22 protein-coding genes and 1 pseudogene are annotated in these 19,785 nt (G+C 65.2%); 8 read left to right on the top strand and 15 right to left on the bottom strand.

Annotation, left to right across the window (positions count from 1 at the left end; translation table 11 throughout):
- The 3 genes and pseudogenes from WA965_RS19980 to WA965_RS19970 all read left to right on the top strand — a co-directional run.
- Nucleotides 1-670: pseudogene (locus WA965_RS19980) on the top strand (serine/threonine-protein kinase); the annotation flags it as partial.
- A gap of 51 nt (nt 671-721) precedes the next feature.
- Nucleotides 722-1,921, top strand: a complete 1,200-nt coding sequence (locus WA965_RS19975) for a thiolase family protein (RefSeq protein WP_526301988.1) — start codon at nt 722-724, stop codon at nt 1,919-1,921.
- Between the two features lie 77 nt (nt 1,922-1,998).
- Nucleotides 1,999-2,304 (top strand): hypothetical protein, encoded by a 306-nt coding sequence (locus tag WA965_RS19970; RefSeq protein WP_526301986.1) that lies wholly within the window; start codon nt 1,999-2,001, stop codon nt 2,302-2,304.
- 75 nt (nt 2,305-2,379) lie between these two features.
- Here the strand turns inward: WA965_RS19970 and WA965_RS19965 are convergent, their stop codons facing one another.
- Nucleotides 2,380-3,759 (bottom strand): dicarboxylate/amino acid:cation symporter, encoded by a 1,380-nt coding sequence (locus WA965_RS19965; RefSeq protein ID WP_526301984.1) that lies wholly within the window; start codon nt 3,757-3,759, stop codon nt 2,380-2,382.
- Nucleotides 3,760-4,080: 321 nt separating this feature from the next.
- On the opposite strand from WA965_RS19965, the gene WA965_RS19960 reads away from it, so the two are divergent.
- A complete protein-coding gene (locus WA965_RS19960) occupies nt 4,081-4,221 on the top strand; it encodes a hypothetical protein (RefSeq protein ID WP_526301982.1) in 141 nt (46 codons plus the stop codon).
- A gap of 264 nt (nt 4,222-4,485) precedes the next feature.
- On the opposite strand, the gene WA965_RS19955 is transcribed toward WA965_RS19960, so the two are convergent.
- The 11 genes from WA965_RS19955 to WA965_RS19905 all read right to left on the bottom strand — a co-directional run bounded on the left by WA965_RS19955 (nt 4,486) and on the right by WA965_RS19905 (nt 13,049).
- Complete coding sequence (locus tag WA965_RS19955) at nt 4,486-4,680, bottom strand: excisionase family DNA-binding protein (RefSeq protein WP_526302018.1); 195 nt, start codon at nt 4,678-4,680, stop codon at nt 4,486-4,488.
- A gap of 505 nt (nt 4,681-5,185) precedes the next feature.
- The gene (locus WA965_RS19950) at nt 5,186-6,658 is read right to left on the bottom strand and encodes a phage major capsid protein (RefSeq protein WP_526301980.1); all 1,473 of its coding nucleotides are present in this window, start codon (nt 6,656-6,658) and stop codon (nt 5,186-5,188) included.
- A 261-nt stretch (nt 6,659-6,919) separates the two neighbouring features.
- A complete protein-coding gene (locus WA965_RS19945) occupies nt 6,920-7,138 on the bottom strand; it encodes a helix-turn-helix domain-containing protein (protein WP_526301978.1) in 219 nt (72 codons plus the stop codon).
- Entirely contained in the window at nt 7,135-7,404 is a 270-nt protein-coding gene (locus WA965_RS19940) for a helix-turn-helix domain-containing protein (RefSeq protein WP_526301976.1), read from the bottom strand. The genes WA965_RS19945 and WA965_RS19940 overlap by 4 nt, the downstream gene beginning before the upstream one ends.
- Nucleotides 7,405-7,678: 274 nt before the next feature.
- Nucleotides 7,679-7,939 (bottom strand): hypothetical protein, encoded by a 261-nt coding sequence (locus WA965_RS19935; protein WP_526301974.1) that lies wholly within the window; start codon nt 7,937-7,939, stop codon nt 7,679-7,681.
- A gap of 1 nt (nt 7,940) precedes the next feature.
- On the bottom strand, nt 7,941-8,090 hold the full coding sequence (locus WA965_RS19930; protein WP_526301972.1) for a hypothetical protein: 150 nt from the start codon (nt 8,088-8,090) through the stop codon (nt 7,941-7,943).
- 3 nt (nt 8,091-8,093) lie between these two features.
- Nucleotides 8,094-8,387, bottom strand: coding sequence for a hypothetical protein (locus tag WA965_RS19925; protein WP_526301970.1), 294 nt, complete (start codon nt 8,385-8,387; stop codon nt 8,094-8,096).
- 723 nt (nt 8,388-9,110) lie between these two features.
- Nucleotides 9,111-11,051 carry a DUF3987 domain-containing protein gene (locus WA965_RS19920; RefSeq protein ID WP_526301968.1) on the bottom strand — a complete coding sequence of 647 codons (1,941 nt, stop codon included), beginning with the start codon at nt 11,049-11,051 and terminating at the stop codon, nt 9,111-9,113.
- Between the two features lie 89 nt (nt 11,052-11,140).
- Nucleotides 11,141-11,545, bottom strand: a complete 405-nt coding sequence (locus WA965_RS19915) for a hypothetical protein (protein ID WP_526301966.1) — start codon at nt 11,543-11,545, stop codon at nt 11,141-11,143.
- Nucleotides 11,542-11,694 carry a hypothetical protein gene (locus WA965_RS19910; RefSeq protein WP_526301964.1) on the bottom strand — a complete coding sequence of 51 codons (153 nt, stop codon included), beginning with the start codon at nt 11,692-11,694 and terminating at the stop codon, nt 11,542-11,544. Before WA965_RS19910 ends, WA965_RS19915 begins: the two co-directional genes overlap by 4 nt.
- 476 nt (nt 11,695-12,170) lie before the next feature.
- On the bottom strand, nt 12,171-13,049 hold the full coding sequence (locus WA965_RS19905; protein WP_526301962.1) for a site-specific integrase: 879 nt from the start codon (nt 13,047-13,049) through the stop codon (nt 12,171-12,173).
- A 143-nt stretch (nt 13,050-13,192) separates the two neighbouring features.
- Here WA965_RS19905 and WA965_RS19900 point away from each other — a divergent pair, with 143 nt between their 5' ends.
- Together WA965_RS19900 and WA965_RS19895 are read left to right on the top strand one after the other, a co-directional pair.
- The gene (locus WA965_RS19900; protein ID WP_526301960.1) at nt 13,193-14,785 is read left to right on the top strand and encodes an ATP-binding protein; all 1,593 of its coding nucleotides are present in this window, start codon (nt 13,193-13,195) and stop codon (nt 14,783-14,785) included.
- A complete protein-coding gene (locus tag WA965_RS19895) occupies nt 14,782-15,471 on the top strand; it encodes a response regulator (RefSeq protein ID WP_526301958.1) in 690 nt (229 codons plus the stop codon). The genes WA965_RS19900 and WA965_RS19895 overlap by 4 nt, the downstream gene beginning before the upstream one ends.
- A gap of 13 nt (nt 15,472-15,484) precedes the next feature.
- On the opposite strand, the gene WA965_RS19890 is transcribed toward WA965_RS19895, so the two are convergent.
- From WA965_RS19890 to WA965_RS19880, 3 genes are all read right to left on the bottom strand, one after another.
- Nucleotides 15,485-16,495 (bottom strand): MmpL3/TtfA transport complex stabilizer, encoded by a 1,011-nt coding sequence (locus tag WA965_RS19890; protein WP_526301956.1) that lies wholly within the window; start codon nt 16,493-16,495, stop codon nt 15,485-15,487.
- A 510-nt stretch (nt 16,496-17,005) separates the two neighbouring features.
- Nucleotides 17,006-17,242 (bottom strand): microaggregate-binding protein 1, encoded by a 237-nt coding sequence (mbp1, locus tag WA965_RS19885; protein WP_526301954.1) that lies wholly within the window; start codon nt 17,240-17,242, stop codon nt 17,006-17,008.
- 105 nt (nt 17,243-17,347) lie between these two features.
- Nucleotides 17,348-17,722, bottom strand: coding sequence for an STAS domain-containing protein (locus tag WA965_RS19880; protein ID WP_526301952.1), 375 nt, complete (start codon nt 17,720-17,722; stop codon nt 17,348-17,350).
- A 254-nt stretch (nt 17,723-17,976) separates the two neighbouring features.
- Here WA965_RS19880 and WA965_RS19875 point away from each other — a divergent pair, with 254 nt between their 5' ends.
- Both WA965_RS19875 and WA965_RS19870 read left to right on the top strand, forming a co-directional pair.
- Nucleotides 17,977-19,194: a PP2C family protein-serine/threonine phosphatase gene (locus WA965_RS19875; protein WP_526301950.1), complete on the top strand. Its 1,218-nt coding sequence runs from the start codon at nt 17,977-17,979 to the stop codon at nt 19,192-19,194.
- Nucleotides 19,195-19,241: 47 nt separating this feature from the next.
- Nucleotides 19,242-19,785: cobalamin B12-binding domain-containing protein (locus tag WA965_RS19870; RefSeq protein WP_526447999.1), on the top strand; the 544-nt coding region annotated here is incomplete at its 3' end.

Below are 19,785 nucleotides of genomic sequence, written 5' to 3'. Positions count from 1 at the left end.
GGGTTGGGGTCCGCCGCCCCCGCCACCTGGCAGCGGCGGTTCCAAAGCCCCACTGATCGTGCTCCTCTCGGTGGCAGCCGTGTTCGTCGTCGCCGTGAGCGGACTCGGCATCTGGTGGATGCTCAAGCCGGACGACGCGGCACCTCAACCGATGGCCACCCCCACCAGTAGCCCGTCGGGGCCCACCACCTCCAGTGAACCGACCCGTCGCACCAGGACCACCACCGCAGCACCGCCACCGCCGACCGCCTCCTACGACGGCCAGTTGATGGCGCTGTTGTCGGCCGGCCACGACAGCTCGAACTGCGAGCCGATCAGTCCCCCGGCCGGCACGGCACTGGCCACGGTGGACTGCGGTCCGGCAACCACTCCGGGCGGCCCGCAGAGCACCAGGTACTCGCTGTTCGGGGACCCATCCGCACTCGACGCAGGCTTCGGCGAAGCCGTCAGGGTGAACTCCGAGTTGTTGGAGTGCCCGGGAAGCGGTGTCGACTCCCCGACGACATGGCACTACACCGAGACCCCCGATCAAGTTGCCGGCCAGATCGCCTGCGGCACCTACAACGACAGACCCGACGTCGTCTGGACCAACGACGAGAACCTGTTGCTCGCCGACGCCCAGGGGCCGGACCTCGAGGAGCTGCACAACTGGTGGCTGCAGTACGGCTGATCTGGCGCGGTACGGTGATGGACCGCAGAGCAGCGAAGGTAGGGGACACCCATGGGCAACGCCAGAAATCGAGTGTTCGTCGTCGGCGTCGGCATGACGAAATTCGAGAAGCCGGGTCGACGCGAGGGCTGGGACTACCCCCAGATGGCCAACGAATCGGGCACCAAGGCGTTGCAGGACGCCGGCATCGACTACAGCGAGATCCAGCAGGGCTACGTCGGGTACTGCTCGGGCGATTCGACGTCGGGACAACGGGCGCTCTACGAACTCGGGATGACGGGCATCCCGATCGTCAACGTCAACAACAACTGTTCGACCGGATCGACGGCGCTGTACCTCGGCGCCCAGGCCATTCGCGGCGGCTTGGCGGACTGTGTGCTCGCTCTGGGCTTCGAGAAGATGCAGCCGGGCTCGCTGGGCGGTGGAGCCGATGACCGCGAGTCGCCGATGAAGCGACACATCTTGGCGCTCAACGAGATCGATGAGATGCAGTTTCCGGTGGCGCCGTGGATGTTCGGCGCCGCCGGCCGCGAGCACATGAAGAAGTACGGCACCACCGCTGAGCATTTTGCGAAGATCGGCCACAAGAACCACAAGCATTCGGTGAACAATCCGTACGCACAGTTCCAGGACGAGTACACCCTCGACGACATCCTCGGCGCCAAGATGATCTCCGACCCGCTGACCAAGCTGCAGTGCTCGCCGACCTCGGACGGGTCCGCGGCGGTGGTGCTTGTCAGTGAGGACTACGTCACCGAACACGACCTGGCCGGGCAGGCAGTCGAAATCGTCGGACAGGCGATGACCACCGACTTCGCGTCGACCTTCGACGGCAGCGCCGCGAACGTCATCGGCCACGATATGAATGTTCAAGCCTCCCAACAGGTTTACCAGCAGTCCGGGCTGGGTCCCGAGGACTTCCAGGTGATCGAACTGCACGACTGCTTCTCGGCCAACGAGCTGTTGCTCTACGAAGCGCTCGGACTGTGCGGGCCGGGTGAGGCGCCCAAGCTGATCGACGACAATGACACCACCTACGGCGGCCGGTGGGTCGTCAATCCGTCCGGCGGGCTGATCTCCAAGGGCCACCCCCTCGGCGCGACGGGCCTGGCGCAGTGCAGTGAGCTGACCTGGCAATTGCGCGGTACCGCCGACAAGCGTCAGGTCGACGGTGTCACCGCGGCGCTGCAGCACAACATCGGGCTGGGCGGCGCCGCCGTCGTCACCGCCTACCAGCGCGCCGAACGCTGAGAGTAGTTGTCGACCGCGAAACGTCTCACCCGATACCGGCGATATGAGGAGTGGGCCGGGGTAGACGGAGGCGCGGCATGCGCACAGCATGGGTACTCGCCGCTCTACTCGGCGCCGTATACGGCCCGGCCGGTCCGGCCGCAGCCGATCAGCAGAACCCTTGGGAAGTCATCGAACAGCTCGAACTGGCCGGTTACTACGTCAACATCGACCGGATCGGCAGCAAGCCGATCGGTGAGTGCGTCGTCACCGACATCCGCAATCCCCAGCAGCAGACCGAGTTCATCGACGACGACGGACACGGTCGCCATGACGGCGGCCGGGGTGTGATCGAAGTGGTGGTCCGCCAGACGATCTCGGTCTCGCTGGACTGCACCGGCTGAAAGACCGAAAGTACGGTTTCTGACGGATTTCGAGCTGAAATCGTCAGAAACCGTACTCTCGGCGGGAGACGCGCTCTACACCGTCGCAGGGACCTTCGCCTGCGGCGGCTCGTCAGCGCGTGAGCCGTGATCGCTGTCCAGCATGGTGAGTTCGTCGAACGGATCCTGACCCGCCAGAACGTTGTTCACCTTGTCCTTGTCGATGGTCTTGGTCCACGACCCCACCAGGAGCGTGGCCACCGCGTTGCCGGAGAAGTTGGTCAATGCCCGCGCCTCGGACATGAAGCGGTCGATGCCGACGATCAGGCCGACGCCGTCGAGCAGGTCGGGCCGGTGCGCCTGCAGCCCGCCGGCCAGCGTGGCCAGTCCGGCTCCGGTGACTCCCGCGGCCCCCTTGGAGGCGACGATCATGAACACCAGCAGGCCGATCTGCTCGCTGACGGTCAACGGGTCACCGAGGGCGCCGGCGATGAACAGCGACGCCATCGTCAGGTAGATCGCAGTACCGTCCAGGTTGAACGAGTAACCGGTGGGGACCACGACGCCGACGGTGGAGCGATCGACACCGAGGTGCTCCATCTTGGCGATCAGGCGGGGTAGCGCCGACTCCGACGAGGACGTCGAGACGATGAGCAGGTATTCGCGGGCCAGGTAGCGCACCAGCTTGAAGATGGACACGCCCGAGACGACCCGCAGCAGGGATCCGAGCACCCCGAACACGAAGATCGTGCAGGTCAGATAGAAGCCGAGCATCAGCGCCATCAGCTGCCCGACCGCGGCCCAACCGGTCTGGCCGACGACGTTGGCGATCGCACCGAATGCACCGATCGGGGCCAGCCACAGGATCATGACGAGCACCTTGAACACCAGCCTCTGCAGGTGCTCGATACCGCGCAGGATCGGCTCACCGGCAGAGCCCAGGCCCTGCAGCGCAAAACCGACCAGCAGAGCGACGAACAGTGCCTGCAGCACGCTGCCCTCGGTGAGCGCCGAGAACAGCGACGTCGGGATGATCCCCTGGACGAAGTCGAGCAGACCACCGGATTCGTGGGCCTTCTCGGCCAGTTCGGCGCCCTTGCCCGAACTCTCGGTGAGGTTCAAGCCGCTGCCGGGGTGCAGCAGGTTTCCCACGACCAGGCCGATGGCCAGCGCGAAGGTGGACATCACCAGGAAGTACACGAAGGCCAGACCGCCGACCTTGCCGACGGTCGCGGCCTTGCGTACCGACCCGATGCCCAACACGATCGTGCAGAAGATGACCGGGGCGATCATCATCTTGATCAGCGCGACGAACATGGTGCCCAGCACACCGACGCTCTTGCCGACCTCTGGCGCGAAAATGCCGACCCCGACACCGGCGACCACCGCGATGATCACCGCGATGTAGAGCCAGTGGGTACGGTCGCGGCGCTTGGGCGCCTCCGCCTCCGGCGGTTTGTCCATCGTGGTCGTCATAGCGGTTCCTCCAGGCTCGGGTTGGCGTTGTGGTCTGTAAGGATGTTCAGCGAGACCGTGAGCCAGGTCACGTATTAGTGCATTGTGTTCAAGTTTGCGCCGTGCTTTCGAGCATTTGAGCAGCGGAAACTATGCACACCGTGCTGCGCATTATCTGACCTGGCAAACGCCATCGGCTAAGCCGATTGGGAAAAATCCCCAGTGCCCTCCCGATAGACGGCACCGTGGTGGACGAGTATTCCGGTTTTCGGAATGCAATGCCGGATATCGGACGAAACACAATCTGTACCAACGTGTTTCACCGGCGTACCATGGTCACCCATGGAGACCTGGCCGGACCTCCCCGAGCAGCGCCGCGACCATATTCTGATCTTGATGCGGCAGCGTGTCGCTGACCGCTACCCGTTTGTCGACGTGGACGACCTGGATGACGCCGAGGTGGTGCGCCTGCTGGCGCTGTGACGACGATTCCCAGCGCTCAGCGCGCGCCTGGCTGACCAACCGACCTGTCCGCGTGTGTGCGCATGGTCGACGACGTTCGACGCGGCAGAGCCGCGATGGGCGTGCCCTCAGCGCACCGGTGGCCAGAAACCGCCGACCGCGCATCCGAGACCCAACACGGCGAACAGGGTGATGACTGCGTTGATGTCCATGCGCTGATCGTTGGACGCCGCCCACGATGGGACGCCGTTTGTGTGGAAACTGTGAGGCACGTGGAATGCGCGCTTAGTCGCTCACGGCACCGCCGAACGGCTTGAGCACCGCGTCCACGTCGGCGAGGTCGAGCCTCACCAGGCGATGACCGGACCGATAGGCTTTGAGACGCCCATCGGCGATCATCGTGCGAATGGTTCGCTTGGTCACGCCCAGATACTCGGCGGCTTCCAGAATCGTGATGTACTTTCGGCGTTGCGCCACAATGGGTTCACCTTTCAACAGGGTTACGGTCGGGTTGTCACGCGGCGCAATGCGCACGGCGACGGGTTGGTGAGTCACATTGACTCACAACATGTTCCAATGCTGGCTGGCCGGATGTGATTGCCACCCAACACGGTATGTTGTCGCTGCCGTCAACGTGGCTGTATCGGTCGGTTTCTCGCGAATACACGCTGGGCCGGTGGCAGTGACCGCAGCGTTCATCGAACACGTCGATACGCTGACCAGCGATCTGCCGGGCCAGCACTTCTGCTCGGTTCACGTTCTTCCCCAAAATGTTTGAGGTCGCACACCCGCGCCGGGGGATAGGAACCCGGCGCGGGCGGCGACGTTTCAAGGGTGACCGTCGCCCCGGCCTGGAGGGATGCATACGGACCCCCAGACCGGGACGGCGGTGACTCGACCGCGAGCTGTCGGCGTAGCTCGCGAGAGCCGGAAACCGTTGCCGCATATGGGTTCAATCAGGCCCTACGGCAACGGCTTCCCACGTCTATGCGGCGGTCGGCACGTTCAGCAACCGGAAGCTGTTGGGCGTCAAAACCCCACTGCCAGTGCGGAACCAAGCGTAGAACCCGCGCTGGCCGGTGGGACGTCGGTTTGCGCCGACCAGGTGGCTCACGATCTCGACCCGCGTGCCCACCCGGTCCGCGATCACGAACCGCGACCAATCTCCCAGGGCGATCAGGTAGTTGGCTTCCGTCGCGGCGGCGTTCACTACGCCATCCATGGTGGAGATCTCAAACACTCTGCGGCCCAGCAGTGTTGGCGTGTCGTTGTGCAGCGACGGGTACAATAAACTACCGTTGCTTGTCTCGGCCAGTCGCAGCGTGTTGAGGGTGGACAGGTTCATGGCCCACGCCGAATTGGCTTGCGCCCTAGGGGGAAGCGCATTCTGCATTTTCACCGGGTCACCGTTGGCCAGCGCCTCCGACCCGTCGCCGGACACGATGACGGAGCCGCCCGCCGCGACCAACGCGGTCACAAACCCTAGTGGCTCACCAGATCCGTCGCCGGTGACAAACGCTGTCGCCCACAGGTCGTCGATGGCTTCGATCATCACCCGGCTGATCTCGGTGACGAACCCTGCACCGTCACCTTCGATTTCGACGCTGTACGGCACGAAGCAGTCACCCCGGTGTACCGGGATTGCCGGTTGCGCCAGGGTGGGCGAGTCATCGTTGGCTTCGGAAGCTTCAGCCGCCCAACGGCTTGACGCCCCGGCGCTGGTCACGCCGTGCCACACGTCGCCGGTAACCTGTACCACCCTTGCCATTTCGCGGATCGGGTTGATAAATCCGTTGCTGGACAACAGGATAGCCGGGTCCAGCTGGGCCGGAACCGTGAACCCACCCGCAGAGTCGGTGAGCGACATGGCGCGGGTTTCGTTGACTTCATGCACTTTCCGCACCGCCGCCACCTCGGCGTTGCTGAACCTGTCGCGGGCACCTTCGGGATCGGCCAACTTTTTGGCGAACGCAGACAGGTAGTCAGGCGATCCAGCGGCGTCGATATAGCGGGCCATCCATGTGCGCTCGGTCGTGCTGCCGGTGCCGATCAACTTCTCGTAGATGGTCGCGGCGTCGGCAGCCATTGTGCCGTCGCGGGTGCAGCCGTCGAGTCGGCGCAGCGCGGTGGACCGTAGGCCGCTCAACTGGTCGCTGGGCTGGTCGTCGCGGTGCGCCGGTTCGCGGACCACTGTGCCGTCCAGGCGGCGGACACCGCCGTCTGTGCCTTCAACCGCGTACCGGGGGTCGCCGGTACGCTGCGCCTCGGCGAACCGGAGACGACCAAGATGGTTTTCCAGCTGCCGGTGCTGACCACGCAGGTCATCGATCTCCGCCTCATCGGATTCGCTTCGACGGTGCTTACTTTCGAGGGATCCGATTTTGAGGTCGACTTCGGCGAGCCGACCAACGGCTTCATGCGCGTTCATGGCGCGCAACTCTTCAGCGGCGAACTTCACGGGTTCTCCTAATGGTGTGGAATCAGTTCTAGCCCAACGCTTCCCGCATGACGCGGGAACTGTTGGGAGGCAACGGGAATCAGAACTCACCAGAAATATCGGGTACTCGGGCGGGCCGGTCGGTCGGGGCCGTGAGGCCGCAACTTTCAGCGCACCATTTCCGCGAACTGTGAGCTTCTGGAAATCCACTGTACCTGTCAACGTCCGCGCCTGCCACGACATTCCGACAGACGCGACACGCGGCCCGACAGGCCGGGGAGGTCAGGCGATCCATCGCGCGACGGTGCCGTTACTGACCCGCAGGACGCGGGCGATCTCGTCGGGCGTGAACCCGGCGCGGCTGGCATCCCGTGCGGCCTGCACAGCGAACCGGCGGGCACGCACCGCCGTCTCAGCGGCTTGACGGGCAACCGTGCGGGCCAGCATAAGCCGTTGGCTGGCCAGGTCGCGGGCGCTGGTTTCGCCGGTCTGGACGGTCATCGGGCGTCGGCAACACTGTTGGGCGGCGACGTTTTCCACGCCTTCACGGTGGCGCGGTGAACGCCCACGGTCGCGGCGATGGCGCGATCCGACATTCCGGATTCGGCAGCGTCCCGCACCACTTGTCTCGCCTCGTCGACCACTGCGCGCAGAATGGCGCGGGCCTCGTCGAGTCGCGCACCCAGACCGGCCAGCAGAATGTCATGTTCGGTCACGACCTCGCAGGAGACGCCGTCCCACCAGACCCGTTGCCTGCCTGCGCTCATGGCGACCACTGTACCAGCGTCAGGCACCCTCGGCGAGTTTGCTGGACGTGATCGGCACGGCGCGGAACCCGTTGCGGTGCAGCGTGGTTGGCATCGCCGGCCGGTGCTCGGGAGTCGTTGCCTGGCAGCGGTTTCCGGCTCAGGTATTGTTGCTTTTTCTGAGCAGGCGTAAAGACCCGCGCGGGGCGTTGCGGCTCAGGACGGCGGGTCACGCGTGACACCCTACCCCGGGTGCACGGGGATGCGTTGCGGGACAGCGGGGGTCGGCGGACGTTCAGTCACCGGCGCTGTTCCGTTGGGCCGCATACGTTTCCGCGAGTGCGTGGAATAGTTGCAGCACAACGGTTTTCAGCTGGATCGACCCGACACCTGCTAGGTGTTGTTCGACGTTGGTGCTCATGGCTGCACCGCGTTTGGCGTCGGCGACGATGGCACGGGCGACGCGTTGCGCCCGGTCGGCATTGGTGACACTGGCAGGCGTGGCACCGCTGATGTGCGTCGGTCGCTGCCGTTGGACGTGTCGGAGATGGGGCACGTCAGTCGGTGACGTGGGCGATGAAGCCGCCTTTGATGAGTCGGTCGGCGTCGTCAGCGTTGGGCACGTCGATCACTTCACCGTGTCTGCGGTACGAGCGGGCGGTGCCGTTGGGCTGGGGCACGATGCACGGCTTCAACACTTTGAACATGGTCTACCTCTCAACAGCGGGCGGCGGTGTGTCGTCGGGGTCTGACCAGTACGCGCCCTCGGATTCGGGCAGCAGGGCGAGCCACAGCCGGGCGAACGCTTCGATGGCGTCGAGCTGCCCGGCGTCGGCCAGCAGGACCGGACCCGCGCCCAATCTGTCGCACACCTGCAACGGACTCCACGGCGACCACGGGGGAACAGAACCGGGCCGGTGTGCAAGGGCGGTCTCGATCTGCCGGGCGACAAGTCGGATGCGCTGACGCTGCCGGTCGACCTCGGTCAGCGGTGTGGTCCTCACCAGAACTCGCCCGCTACCGAACGCGACTGTTGCGCGGGAGCTGCATGGGAGTGACCGGCGAGTTCGGCCTGGACTGTCGCTGCCTCTCCTGCTCTCGCCGTGCGATTTCGGCCCAACCCCATTGGACCCGGCGGTTGAAGTTGCGCTGCGCCTCTTGCTTTTGGGTCTCGATGATCGCGCGCCGTCGCCGCTCTGCGTCGACTCGGCGTGCCCGGGCAAGTTCCTCAAGACGCATGCGGCGAAGAAACTCCCGGTACTCTTCTGCGTTTCGAGCCATCGTCAACTCCAACGTTCGGTGTGTGAACCCACCCCATCGAAAATACCTCTGGATCGCGTTCTGCGCCGCGACGCGTAATCGCCGCTGCATCTATCGACCGGGCGGGTTTTCGACCGACAGCGTCGAGCTGGGGGCGGGAGCGGGCGTGCCAGCGCCGGGCGGGGAAGCCGACGACGACCAACCAGAACCGGCGCACCATGGCTCGCAGGGTTGGCATGTGGGTCGCGTGGGTCGGGCGTGTTCGCTTAGCTGGGACCAGGACAACCAGGACAAGACCAGGACAAGTTTTGGGTCTCTTCCCAGAATTCCTCACGCGTACTACGAAGATGAATAGTTAGCTTATCTAGATTGCCTGGTAGAGATGTTTCGCGTTCTTTAGGGTTGCCTAACTTTTTGGGCAGGACAGGACAGCGGGCTGTCCTGGTGTCCTGGTCTTGTCCTGTTAGCTACGGCAGTGCCGCCCACCGGTCGGTTCCGTCTTTGGGTGCCCGGTCGATCATGGTGACTTTGTCGTGCTCGGCAAGCCATTTCAGCGTGTCCACCACGGCAGTGCGTTCTTCGCCGCGAAACATCTGTTTCAGCGCACCCTCGGTGAGTCCGGTGTTTCCGGTGGCGGTCAGTTTCTCCACGATCAGCCGACCGATGCGGCGTCGAATTTGGTCGCGTCGCCGGACGCTTTGCCGCGTCTGCTCGGTGTCGGCGGCGAACCGTCGCTGCCCCATTGTGCGGCCTTCACGGGCGGCGTCGTCGGCTTGCGCCCGCTCCAGTTCTTGTGTCACCCAGCGGCGCACAAAGTCGGACACTTTCATCGCGACACCGGCCAGTCGCCAATCATCGGAGTTCATCACGGCGCGACCGTCCAGCACGGCGAGTGCGAACGCGAATTTTTCCCGGGCGTGCAGTGCGTGCCCGTCAAGCGGGTTGGCCTCACCCCGGTTGCGTGCCACGACGCCGTCCCTGATCAGTTCGACCGCCTCGTAGGGAATGGTCAGCTCGCACGGGTACAGCCACGCTTGAGGTGACGGCAGTGTCAGTTGCCCCGGCCACGGCGGATTTTGTGAGTCGACGCGCGGGTCGCTGCCGGGAAACCACATGAAACGCTGCAACAATCCGCCCGTCGTGTCGTCGAGCAGCACACCGGCTTTGGCGGGTTGAATGTTGACAACCAGCGTGAGGCGATAGGTGCGCGCGTCGAGGTGCCGATCATTGGTGCGGTACGAAAACCCCACAGTCTTTCCCGTGAACGCGCTGCGCAGCGTGCCGGGAAGTGTTGAGCCTTTACGTGATCCGAGTGCCTGCAAAATGTCGCCTTCGTCGGCGGTGAACATCACCGACTCGTGCATCCCGCCGGGGTAGTCGGATTCTTTGTCGGGCGGTCTCACGTAGGCGTCGAGCAACCCTTCGCCACTGCCCAAATTGCGTTCCCGCACAGCGGCTTCCATCTTCACCAGGTCGGTTGCCGCGTCCTCGGACGCCGACTTACCCCCACCTGAGTGGGCGGCGACAGCGGCGAACCAGTTCAGCGAGCCGGGACCGCCGATCACAGGGGGCAGCGTGACGTGCGGTCGGACCTGCGCTAAAGCCCTTGCCGCGCAATTGGCCAGCACCGCCCACGGCGAGCACATCCGCGACAGAGCACCCAGGTAGACGTGTTGCAGACTGTCACGTTCCAGCCAGAATCCGCGCTCCAGACGGCGGAAGTCGTCGAACACCAACGGTTTCGGTTCGTCGTCGTCGGCGTACACATCCCCGGCACGGGCACGGGTGCCCACGTTGGACAGGTCACGCGGGTTGTCCCGGCCACGGCGTTGTGCCTGCGCCAGCGTCTTGTCGAACGCTGACTCGCCGTCGTCGGGGATGTACCTGTTGGTGTGGCAGGCGTCGCGCAGGGCGGCAACAACTTCCGTCTCGTCCAGCGCACCGGCATAGACCAGTTCGAACAGGTTGGCGGCTGCCTTGAAAAGGGTGTCGTTGCGACCACCGGACAGCGCGTTCGTGACGAACCCTATCTCGTCGTCAAACGCTTTCCGGGCATATGACTGCACCACAGCACTGTTGGGGTCTACAGCGGGCGGTTGGGCGGCAGTAATCGCCTGTTTCTGCGCCCCCTGGTGGTCCACCCATGGTTCGGTTTCCCAGGCGAGTTTGCGGGGCTTGGGGACCGGCGATTGTGTAGCCGCTGCCGCTAGCGCCTTCCCGGTGGCAGCCTCACCGTCGACGTGCGGCTGTGTCTCCCACGGCAGGCGGTCCGACCGCTTGGGGACCGGCGATTGTGTAGCCGCTGCCGCTAGCGCCTTCTCGGTGGCAGCCTCACCGTCGACGTGCGGCTGTGTCTCCCACGGTCGGCGGTCCGATTTTTTCGGCGTAGACTTGTCGTCGTCGCTCATCGACAACCTTTCTGTGAACACTGCTCACCCCCGGGTCTCTCTCCCGGGGGTGAGCGTCTGTTTGTGGGGGTTGGGGTAGGGGTGTGCGGTCAGCAGGTGAACGCCCCGAAAGCCAGTGCGTAGCCGCAGGTCCATTCGTGACCGGCAGCGCAGCGATAGGTTCCGTGCAACCACTTACCGTCGCTGACCTCAACTCGATACGGCGCGGTCGCGGTGTCGCTCATCCATCCGGTTGCGCGTCCACACTGCTGGCAGCAGTCCATGTATCCGATGCCGCGTGCCAGGTGGGAGAGGGACTGCGCGAGGAAATCTTGACCGCGCCTCCGGTAGCGCGCGGGAACGGCGACAGACTGGTCTTCACTGCTGCGCAACGCCATTCGGTTTATCAGCTGCGTGATCTGCTGCCACTCAGGCTGTTTGGCCCATTCGTGGATGTCGTAGTCGGTGATTCCGGTCGGGTTGCTGTCCGACACGTCGGTGATTCGACCGCTCACGATGCTTCCCCGTCGATCTGCTCGGCGGTCATCTGTGCCTGCCGGTTGCGGGACCGGCGAAACGCCAACTGGGTGAAGTAGGCAGTTTTGGCGTTGCGGACAGCCTTGGCGCGTTCGCCTTCCGACAGTTTGCGTTGAGGGTCGACCATGTCAACGAACCGCGCTTCTGCGGCGTCGCGACCAGCTTGGGTGACGGCCAGTCGCGCCTCACGGTCAGCGACGCCAGCCCATCGTGTGTTGGCAGCGATTTTGGCGCGTTGATGACGTTGTGATGGGGTAAGTTTCGGACGTGTCACGGGCACAGTTCCTTTCGAGCACTGCGTTTTTCGTGACCTCCGACGCGGGACGGGTGCCCCGTGAAGCTCCAATCTTCACGTCGGCGAGAGGGTCAGTCTCGCCTGCTGTACGCCAAGCTACGCCCTAGATTTGTGAATGTCCATGAACTGCAACCATTTTGCGCGCCCAAAACAGATGTCAGCAATTGGTACGCAAACATACCGTGATGGGTGTTTCGCTGCTCATCGTTGCTCATCGTTGCTCATCGCTAGGCAAATCCGTTTTCCTGGTGAGTCATTTGACTCAACTCAGCTACTGGCAAAAAAGTTGGTCGAGCGCCGTACTTTCTCTACAGTTCGCCGAGACCGAGCCGTTTAGCTTCGGCGGCGGCGCGGTCGGACGCGGTGGCCGCGACGTAGCGGTCCAGCATCTCGCGGCGACGCCACCCGGCGACCGCCATCAACCCGCCCTCGGTGCCCTCAGCGGCCAGCCAGCGTGACGCGAACGTGTGGCGCAACAGGTGCAGATGGAAGCGGGTTATCCCGGCGTCGGCAGCACGTTTACGGAGTGCTCTGTTCGCCCCGGCATACGCCAGCGGCTTGCCCGCTTCGGAGAGCCACATCTGCGGCGCTTTGTGTGTCCGTCGCGCCCGCAGATAGCGGTCGATGCTGTGAGCGGTTTTCGGCCCGAAAGGAACGGTTCGACCGCGCCCACCTTTCCCGCGCCGGATCAACGCTATGCCGCGAGTCAGGTCAACGTCGTCAACGCCGAGACCGAGCAGTTCGCTGGCACGCAACCCGGTTTCCGCAAGCACGCGAGCCATCGCCTCGTCGCGGCGGTCACGGAACGTGTTGCCGTGGCAGGCTTTGAACAGTGCGGCCAGTTCGTCATCGGTGAGCGGGTTGGCCGGTGAGGGTGTCACCTTCGGCAGCGTCAACCCGGTCAACTGGTCAGCGTCGAGTTCCCCCTCACTGACCAGCCAACGCGAAAACTGTTTGAGCGCAACCTGTCGGACGTAGGCTGTGCCCGATGAGGGCAGCGACGCCAGAAACGCGGTCACGGTGCGGCGGTCCAGCACCGTGGGCGTGCCGGTCTCGTCGCACCATCGCAGGAATACGCGGATCGAGATTTCGTACTGGTCGACCGTGGCGGGCGACTTGTGCGCGGCCCGCAACGCCAGCACCCATGACGGCAGCATGTCAGCTAACTGTTCTCGCTGGTCAGACATGCTTATTATCTTACTCGCACACACCGTGCTCTGGTATTATCTTGAACTGTGACCAACAAACCTGCTGTTCACACCACAAAAGCGACCGCCCGCTGTAGGTCAGTTAATAGTGCATTACGTTCATCCACGGAGGCCGGAAGAGAATGCGACAGACTCGATCGCCGCTGCGCCGCCCGGCGTGGCCGCGGTCGCTGGCCGGCCAGGCGATCGCGCTGCAGATCCTGGTGATCGCACTGATCGTGGCCGCCGGAAGCGCACTCGCCCTGATCGACGCGCGTCAGGACGGCGACGTGGCAGCCGAGGGGCAGGTGTTGGGAATCGCCTCCGCCCTGGCCGATTCGCCGTCCACAGCAGAGGCCATCGAGACCGGCCGTGCCACCGAGATCCTGCAACCGGTCACCGAGGCGGTACGCGCGCACACCGACATCGCATTCATCACGATCATGGCGCCGGATCGGACCCGATTCACCCACACCGACCCGACCCAGATCGGTGGCGACTATCTCGGCACCATCGAGCCGGCGCTGCGCGGTGAGACGTTCACCGAGGTGTACACTGGCACGCTCGGTTCCTCGATCCGCGCGGTGGCCCCGGTGCGCAACTCCGCGGGCGACATCGTGGGAGTGGTGTCGGCGGGGATCCTGCAGCGCAGCCTGGCCGACCGATGGCGCGCACAGTGGCCGGTGATCGCGGCGGTAGGCTTTGGCGCTCTGGCGATTTCGTTCGTCGGGGTGTGGGCGATCAGGCGCCGGCTGCTGAGGCAGACGCACGGGTTGCGCCCTGACGAGCTGCGGGTGATGTACGAACACCACGACGCCATCCTGCACTCGGTGTCCGAGGGGCTGGTCGTGCTCGATCGCAGCGGCATCGCTCTGGTCAACGACGAAGCGCGACGCCTGTTGGCGCTGCCCCCGGGTGAGGTCGAACAGTCGGACCTTCCGGAGTTCCTGCGCACCTACAACCCGGGCGCCCGCGACGAGATCCACGTCACCGACGAACGCGTGCTGGTGGTCAACCGCTCCCCCGTCCACAACTCCGGCGGAGCGGACGCCACCGGCTCGGAGGTGGTCACCATCCGGGACCGGACCGAATTGCAGGGCGCGCTCGGCGAACTCAACTCGCTCAAGGTGCTCACCGACTCACTGCGATCGCAGGCCCACGAAGCCGCGAACAAGCTGCACACCATCGTGACCATGGTGGAGATGGGCCGCGCCGAGGAAGCTGTCGAGTTCGCCACCGCCGAACTCGAACTGTCCCAACAGCTCGTCGACAGGCTGTCCCACGCCGTGGGCGAGCCTGCGCTGGTGGCGCTGCTGCTGGGGAAGTCGGCACAGGCCGACGAACGTGGCATCGAGTTGACCGTCACCGAGGACACCCACCTGCCCGCCGACACCGACGAACTGCTGCTGACAGGACAGGAGATGGTCACTGTGCTCGGCAATCTGATCGACAATGCGATGGATGCGTGCGACCGCGCGGATCCGTGGGTGGAGGTCACCGTCACCCAGGATGCAGACGGGCTGTTGATCCGGGTGGCCGACAGCGGAGAGGGCATGGACACCAATACTTTTCAGAATGCTATGCAGCGCGGGTACTCGACGAAGTCGGGCACCGACACCGAACAGCACGGGCTGGGCCTGGCATTGGTCGCGCAGGTGGTCCAACGTCACCGCGGTGTGCTGACCGCTGACGTGACCTACGGATCGGTCGTGACGGTGTCGGTGGCGAATTCGTGATCACGGTACTGATCGTCGAGGACGAACCGCTGATCGCTGAGGCTCATCAGACCTATCTCGGTCGCATACCGGGCTTTTCGGTGGCCGGCATCGCTCATACCGCACGCGACGCGATGCGGGCGGCATCCGAGGCGGCAGCATCACCGACGCCGATCGACCTGGTCCTGCTCGACATCGGCCTCCCCGACGCCAGTGGCATCTCGCTGGCCTCGGCGCTGGCCGGGCTACGGCCCACACCTGACATCATCACGATCACCTCGGAGCGGGATCTCGAAATGGTGCGCGCCGCAGTCGGACACGGTGCGCTCGCCTACCTCCTCAAGCCCTTCACCTTCGCTGCCTTCCGGGATCGACTCGAGCGCTACCAGCGCTACCGCGACGCGCTACCCGCGGGAACAGACGCCGCCAGTCAGGCCGAGGTCGATCGGGCGATGGCAGAATTGCGCGTCAGCTCGGATCGTGCCGCGGCACCCAAGGGCGCGGCCTCGGGCACGAATGACGAGATCGCACGCACAGTGCGGGATTCCGCGGAAGGGGTGACCGCCGATGAGGTGGCCCGGACGGTAGGGGTGTCACGGGTGACCGCGTGGCGCTATCTCGAACGCCTCGCCGACGATGGCACCGTCAGCCGGAACACCGACTACGGCAAGGCCGGTCGACCCAAGACCCGGTATCAGTGGCGCTGACCGTGCCCAGCGGTTACGCCGTGACCGGCTCCAGTGCCCGGGGCACGCTCAGGGCGATGGGGTCGGTGGCGAGGAACTGGGTGTACAGCATCTCGATGGTCGACGCCACCGTGTACACGCTCACCGCACCGGAATAGTCGGCGACGTACAGCCGCGCTCCGTCGGCGCCCAGCGCCACGCACGACGGGCGCGCACCGACGGACACCGAGTCGACGATCTCGAGGCTCAGCGTGCACAGCACGATCACGCGGTCGTAGTCGACGACGTACGCGCGGGCATGGTCCGGACTCATCACCAACTGGGTGGGAGCGCCGCCGACGTGGACCGTGTCGGTCACCTTGTTGGTCGAGAGTTCGATGACATGCACCGCACCGCCGATCGCCCGATCGGAGGTCAGCACGTAGGCCGTGCTGCCGGCGCAGGCGATGTCGCGGATCGGTGAGCCGACCGTGACCACACTCTGCACCCGCGAGGTTTCGGCGTCGACGACGACCAACTGACTACCGCGGTCGTCGGTGACAGCCGCGTAGAGGCGTCGGCCGGTCGCATCCACGGCGAGGGCATCAAGGTTCGCGGCCGGGCCGGAGCCGATCGTGATGGTGCCGACGCGCTCGGTGACGACGTCGATCACGGTGACGTCGACGCGGTCGTGGGAAGTGTGTCCCGCGTAGACCCGCTTGCCGTCCGGGCTGAGTGCCAGTGCGCTCACACCGCACGCAAGCGGAATGGACCCGACGACGGCCCTGCTGTCCACGTCGATGATCGAGAGCACGTCCTGACTCGCCGAACCGGTGATGACGTACGCGCGGTCGTCAGACGTGACGACAGCGGTCGGTTCGCCCGCGAGGGCCACGGCCTCACCGACCGCCCCTGCCGCGGCGTCGGTGAGCGACAGTGAGTCGTCGCCGGAGTTGACGACGACGATGCCGTCACCGCTGGCGGCGATGTCACCGATCGGGCCGCGGCCCACCGTGATGTGGCGGTCGAAGACGACGTCACCATCCACGAGAGCCTCGTCAGTCACACCTGTAGCAGTACTGCCGTCCAGCATCGCGTGCCCCATGGGCACCAATTTGTTTGCCATCGTGTCGCGGTACCTCCGCCGGCATGTCCTGCGCCGGGCCTAGATTCAGTGTCCGTGCGCCCGTGTGAGCGCGACTCGGAACGAGTGTAGCGACGGAAATTCGCTTCCAGAGATGACGAATGCGCTCAAATCCGCCGCCCTGTCTCACCCTCTCAGGTAGCGCTTAGGAAATTCTTCGTTATCAGGTTGTTATGTTGTGTCGGCAATTCCAAAACAGTCGCGGAACAGCGAAGAAGCGCGCCAGGCAACAGGACTTGGCGACTGGGAGGAAAACGCGTCAACAATGTTTTCTTAACATCGGGTTTCGAAGTGAGCGCCAAATCACACCCCGACACGCAGCAAAGCGCCCCATCCGAATCGGCGCGACAACGTGTGGGTTGCGCGACGAGCGTTCGGACGGGGCGCCCTGCTGCGATGAGTTCGCTGAGGTGGTGACGCGCAGACTTAGGTCTACTGCTCGGCCTTCTGCCGTTCCTCGTTCGCCTTGGCAGCGGCGCGCGCGCTCTCGGCTTCGGCCTCCTTCTTGGCGGCCTCGCGTTGAGCGTCGGCCTTGTCCTGCTGGGCCTCGCCCTCGCGCTGCAGATCGTCGCGACCGGTGACGACGCCGACGACCTCCTTGGCCTTGCCCTTCACACCCTCGACGACGCCCTTGACGGCTTCCTCGGGACCCGAATTGTTGTCACCCATGAGTCGCGCCTTCCTACAGATTCCACCCGGCAACCGAAAGAGTCCGGTCCGGTTCGCGGTATGAGCCGCAAATTGCGAAGCTCATGTTCCCGGGGCGCAACGGATTCAAACATCACCGTCGGCCACCGCGTGGGACGCCGACCCCGCGGTGACGTTCTGCAAAGCGATGTCCAGCGTCGGGAAGATCTCGATGAAGTCGGTGATGCCGGTGATCTTCAGCGGGCGGGCCGTGGCGGGGCCATCGGCGACGACAGCGAATCTGGTGCCCGGACCGAGCCGGTTCCGCGTGGTCATCAGCACCTGCATGCCCGCCGACCCGAGAAAATCGACATGCGTCAAATCGATGACGAGGCAGGCGGGCTCGCGCGCGAGCACCACGGTCACGAGCTCTTGCAACCGCGGCGCGGTCAGCATGTCGACGGCACCCGAAGCCGCGACGACGTCGACTCCGTCGACCTGACCTTCAGTGAATTGCTGCACGTCCCTGCACTCATCTCATGATTGGCGTCCGTCGGTACGGTCGCGGAACACTCGGTGAGGCTGCAGTCTGAACCCACGCACGTTGCCACGAGGGCGGACAACATCTAGAAGGCTATCGGAATCGGTGATGCACGCGCACCTGCATCACCGATTACCGGGCGACGTGCAGAATGTCCGAGCCGGGAATTACCGTGGTGTCCGGTGTCGAGCGGCGCGGGTCCGCCGGATCGGAGGTAGGTGCAGTTCGCACACGCATGCAGCTGGCCGAAGAGGTGGAACTCGGCCTCACCGGCTCGCTCAATCATCGCCGCACAGCACTGCGCTTCCTCACTCTGCTTCGCCCAGAACTCGCCGACTGGGCGGTGTTGGTCCTCCCCGACGAGGGGACCGGCGGCGTGCTCCTCTGCGGCGGCACCGTGGTGAGTTTCACCGACGTCATCTCGCACTCCGCGGTCAGAGGCACCCGCCTGGACCGGCTGCTGCGCACCGGCAGCACCGAGCTCACCACCGTGGTGTCGACACCCGACGACGGTCCCCTGGTGCAGATTCTGCCGCACCCGCAGTTGCGTGAAGAGGTGATCGCGACAGGTCCGACACAACTTATGGCAGTCGGCCTGTCCGCCCGCGGCGCCACGCTCGGGGTGCTGTTGTTGTCCCGCACCGGCGGATTCGACGCCGAGGACGTCGCCCTCGCCACACGTATCGCCCCGCGCGCGGCCGTCGCGCTGGACTCGGCCCGACTGTACGAGGAGCGCGCGCAGATCGCGGCCGTGCTCTCCCGCGCGCTGCGCCCTCCGTCGCTGCCCGATATCGACAACATCCGGCTCGCGGCTCGATACCGCCCCGCCGCAGAGCATCTCGACATCGGTGGCGACTTCTACGACGTCATCGCGACGGGCAGTGACTGGTTGCTCACGCTGGGTGATGTCTGCGGAAAGGGCGTCGAGGCGGCCGCGCTGACCGGGCGCACCCGCCAGAGCATCCGTACCGCTGCACATTTTGACGGCCACCCCGCCTCGCTGCTTCGCGCACTCAACACTGTCCTGCACGAGTCCGAAACAGATCAGTTCGTCACGGTGCTCTGCGCGCGCCTGCGGGTCGCAGCGGCGCACGCCGACGTCGAACTCGCGACCGCGGGCCACCCGGCGCCGATCATCCTGCGTTCCACCGGAGAGGTCGAGCAACCCGAACTCTTCGGCACCGCAAGCGGATTGGTTCCCGACGTGCACTACCGCACCCACGAGCTGCGGCTGCATCCCGGCGACACCATGCTGATGTTCACCGACGGAGTCGAGGAGGCTCGCGGAGCCGACGGCCTCTACGGGGTGGAGCGACTCATGGCTCTGCTACCCGAATATGCAGGCGCCTCAGCGGATGTCGTCTGCGAAGCCATCGAACAAGACGTCGTTGAGTACGTCGACTCCGGACCGCACGATGACATCGCGTTGCTGGCGGTCACTTGCGGCCGCTAGACCCGGTCCAGCCGGAACTCACCCCCACACGGGCATACGAGGCCGTATTGGCCGCCGACGATGCCGGTGCGGCCAGAGCCCTCATGGAGCGTCTGCTCGGCGACGGCATGGACCCGGTCACCATCCTCACCGACGTCGTCGCCGCCTCTCAGCGCACCGTGGGCACCCGGTGGCAACGGGGCGAGTGGACAGTCGCCGAGGAGCACGCGGCCACCCCCATCGCGGTGGCCGCGACCCAGGCGGTCACCCGGCACGTGCAACGCTCCCCACTGACGCGCGGTCGGGTGCTGGTCGCGTGCGCAGAGCGGGAGTGGCATGCGTTGCCCGCCATGATCATCAACTGCGCGCTGCGCGCAGACGGATGGGACAGCATCCTCCTGGGAGCTGCGACATCGCCGGCCCGACTCAACCAGTACCTCCAAGACCACGGGCCCGAGGCGGTGGCGGTGAGCTGCTCGGTCCTGGGTTCGCTGCCTGCGACACGGCGGTTCATCGAGGCGAGCACTGCCGGCGGAGTGCCGATCGTCGCCGGTGGCCCGGCGCTCGGCTACGACGACGTCCGGGCCAGAGCCCTGGGTGCGACGGCCTGGG

It is taken from the genome of Mycobacterium sp., assembly GCF_049683935.1.
In the GTDB taxonomy this organism is placed as follows: Bacteria; Actinomycetota; Actinomycetes; order Mycobacteriales; family Mycobacteriaceae; genus Mycobacterium.
The sequence above is the reverse complement of the archived record's forward strand: the minus strand, read 5'-3'. Positions and strand labels throughout refer to the sequence as shown.

Bases quoted from the DNA above. Each gene is read 5' to 3' on its own strand.
- WA965_RS19875 (WP_526301950.1), top strand. From the start codon at position 17,977: ATGCAGCTGGCCGAAGAGGTGGAACTCGGCCTCACCGGCTCGCTCAAT.
- WA965_RS19905 (WP_526301962.1), bottom strand. From the start codon at position 13,049: ATGTCTGACCAGCGAGAACAGTTAGCTGACATGCTGCCGTCATGGGTG.
- mbp1 (WP_526301954.1), bottom strand. From the start codon at position 17,242: ATGGGTGACAACAATTCGGGTCCCGAGGAAGCCGTCAAGGGCGTCGTC.
- WA965_RS19945 (WP_526301978.1), bottom strand. From the start codon at position 7,138: ATGACCGTCCAGACCGGCGAAACCAGCGCCCGCGACCTGGCCAGCCAA.
- WA965_RS19900 (WP_526301960.1), top strand. From the start codon at position 13,193: ATGCGACAGACTCGATCGCCGCTGCGCCGCCCGGCGTGGCCGCGGTCG.
- WA965_RS19940 (WP_526301976.1), bottom strand. From the start codon at position 7,404: ATGAGCGCAGGCAGGCAACGGGTCTGGTGGGACGGCGTCTCCTGCGAG.
- WA965_RS19930 (WP_526301972.1), bottom strand. From the start codon at position 8,090: ATGTTCAAAGTGTTGAAGCCGTGCATCGTGCCCCAGCCCAACGGCACC.
- WA965_RS19920 (WP_526301968.1), bottom strand. From the start codon at position 11,051: ATGAGCGACGACGACAAGTCTACGCCGAAAAAATCGGACCGCCGACCG.
- WA965_RS19975 (WP_526301988.1), top strand. From the start codon at position 722: ATGGGCAACGCCAGAAATCGAGTGTTCGTCGTCGGCGTCGGCATGACG.
- WA965_RS19960 (WP_526301982.1), top strand. From the start codon at position 4,081: ATGGAGACCTGGCCGGACCTCCCCGAGCAGCGCCGCGACCATATTCTG.
- WA965_RS19910 (WP_526301964.1), bottom strand. From the start codon at position 11,694: ATGGTCGACCCTCAACGCAAACTGTCGGAAGGCGAACGCGCCAAGGCT.
- WA965_RS19970 (WP_526301986.1), top strand. From the start codon at position 1,999: ATGCGCACAGCATGGGTACTCGCCGCTCTACTCGGCGCCGTATACGGC.
- WA965_RS19965 (WP_526301984.1), bottom strand. From the start codon at position 3,759: ATGACGACCACGATGGACAAACCGCCGGAGGCGGAGGCGCCCAAGCGC.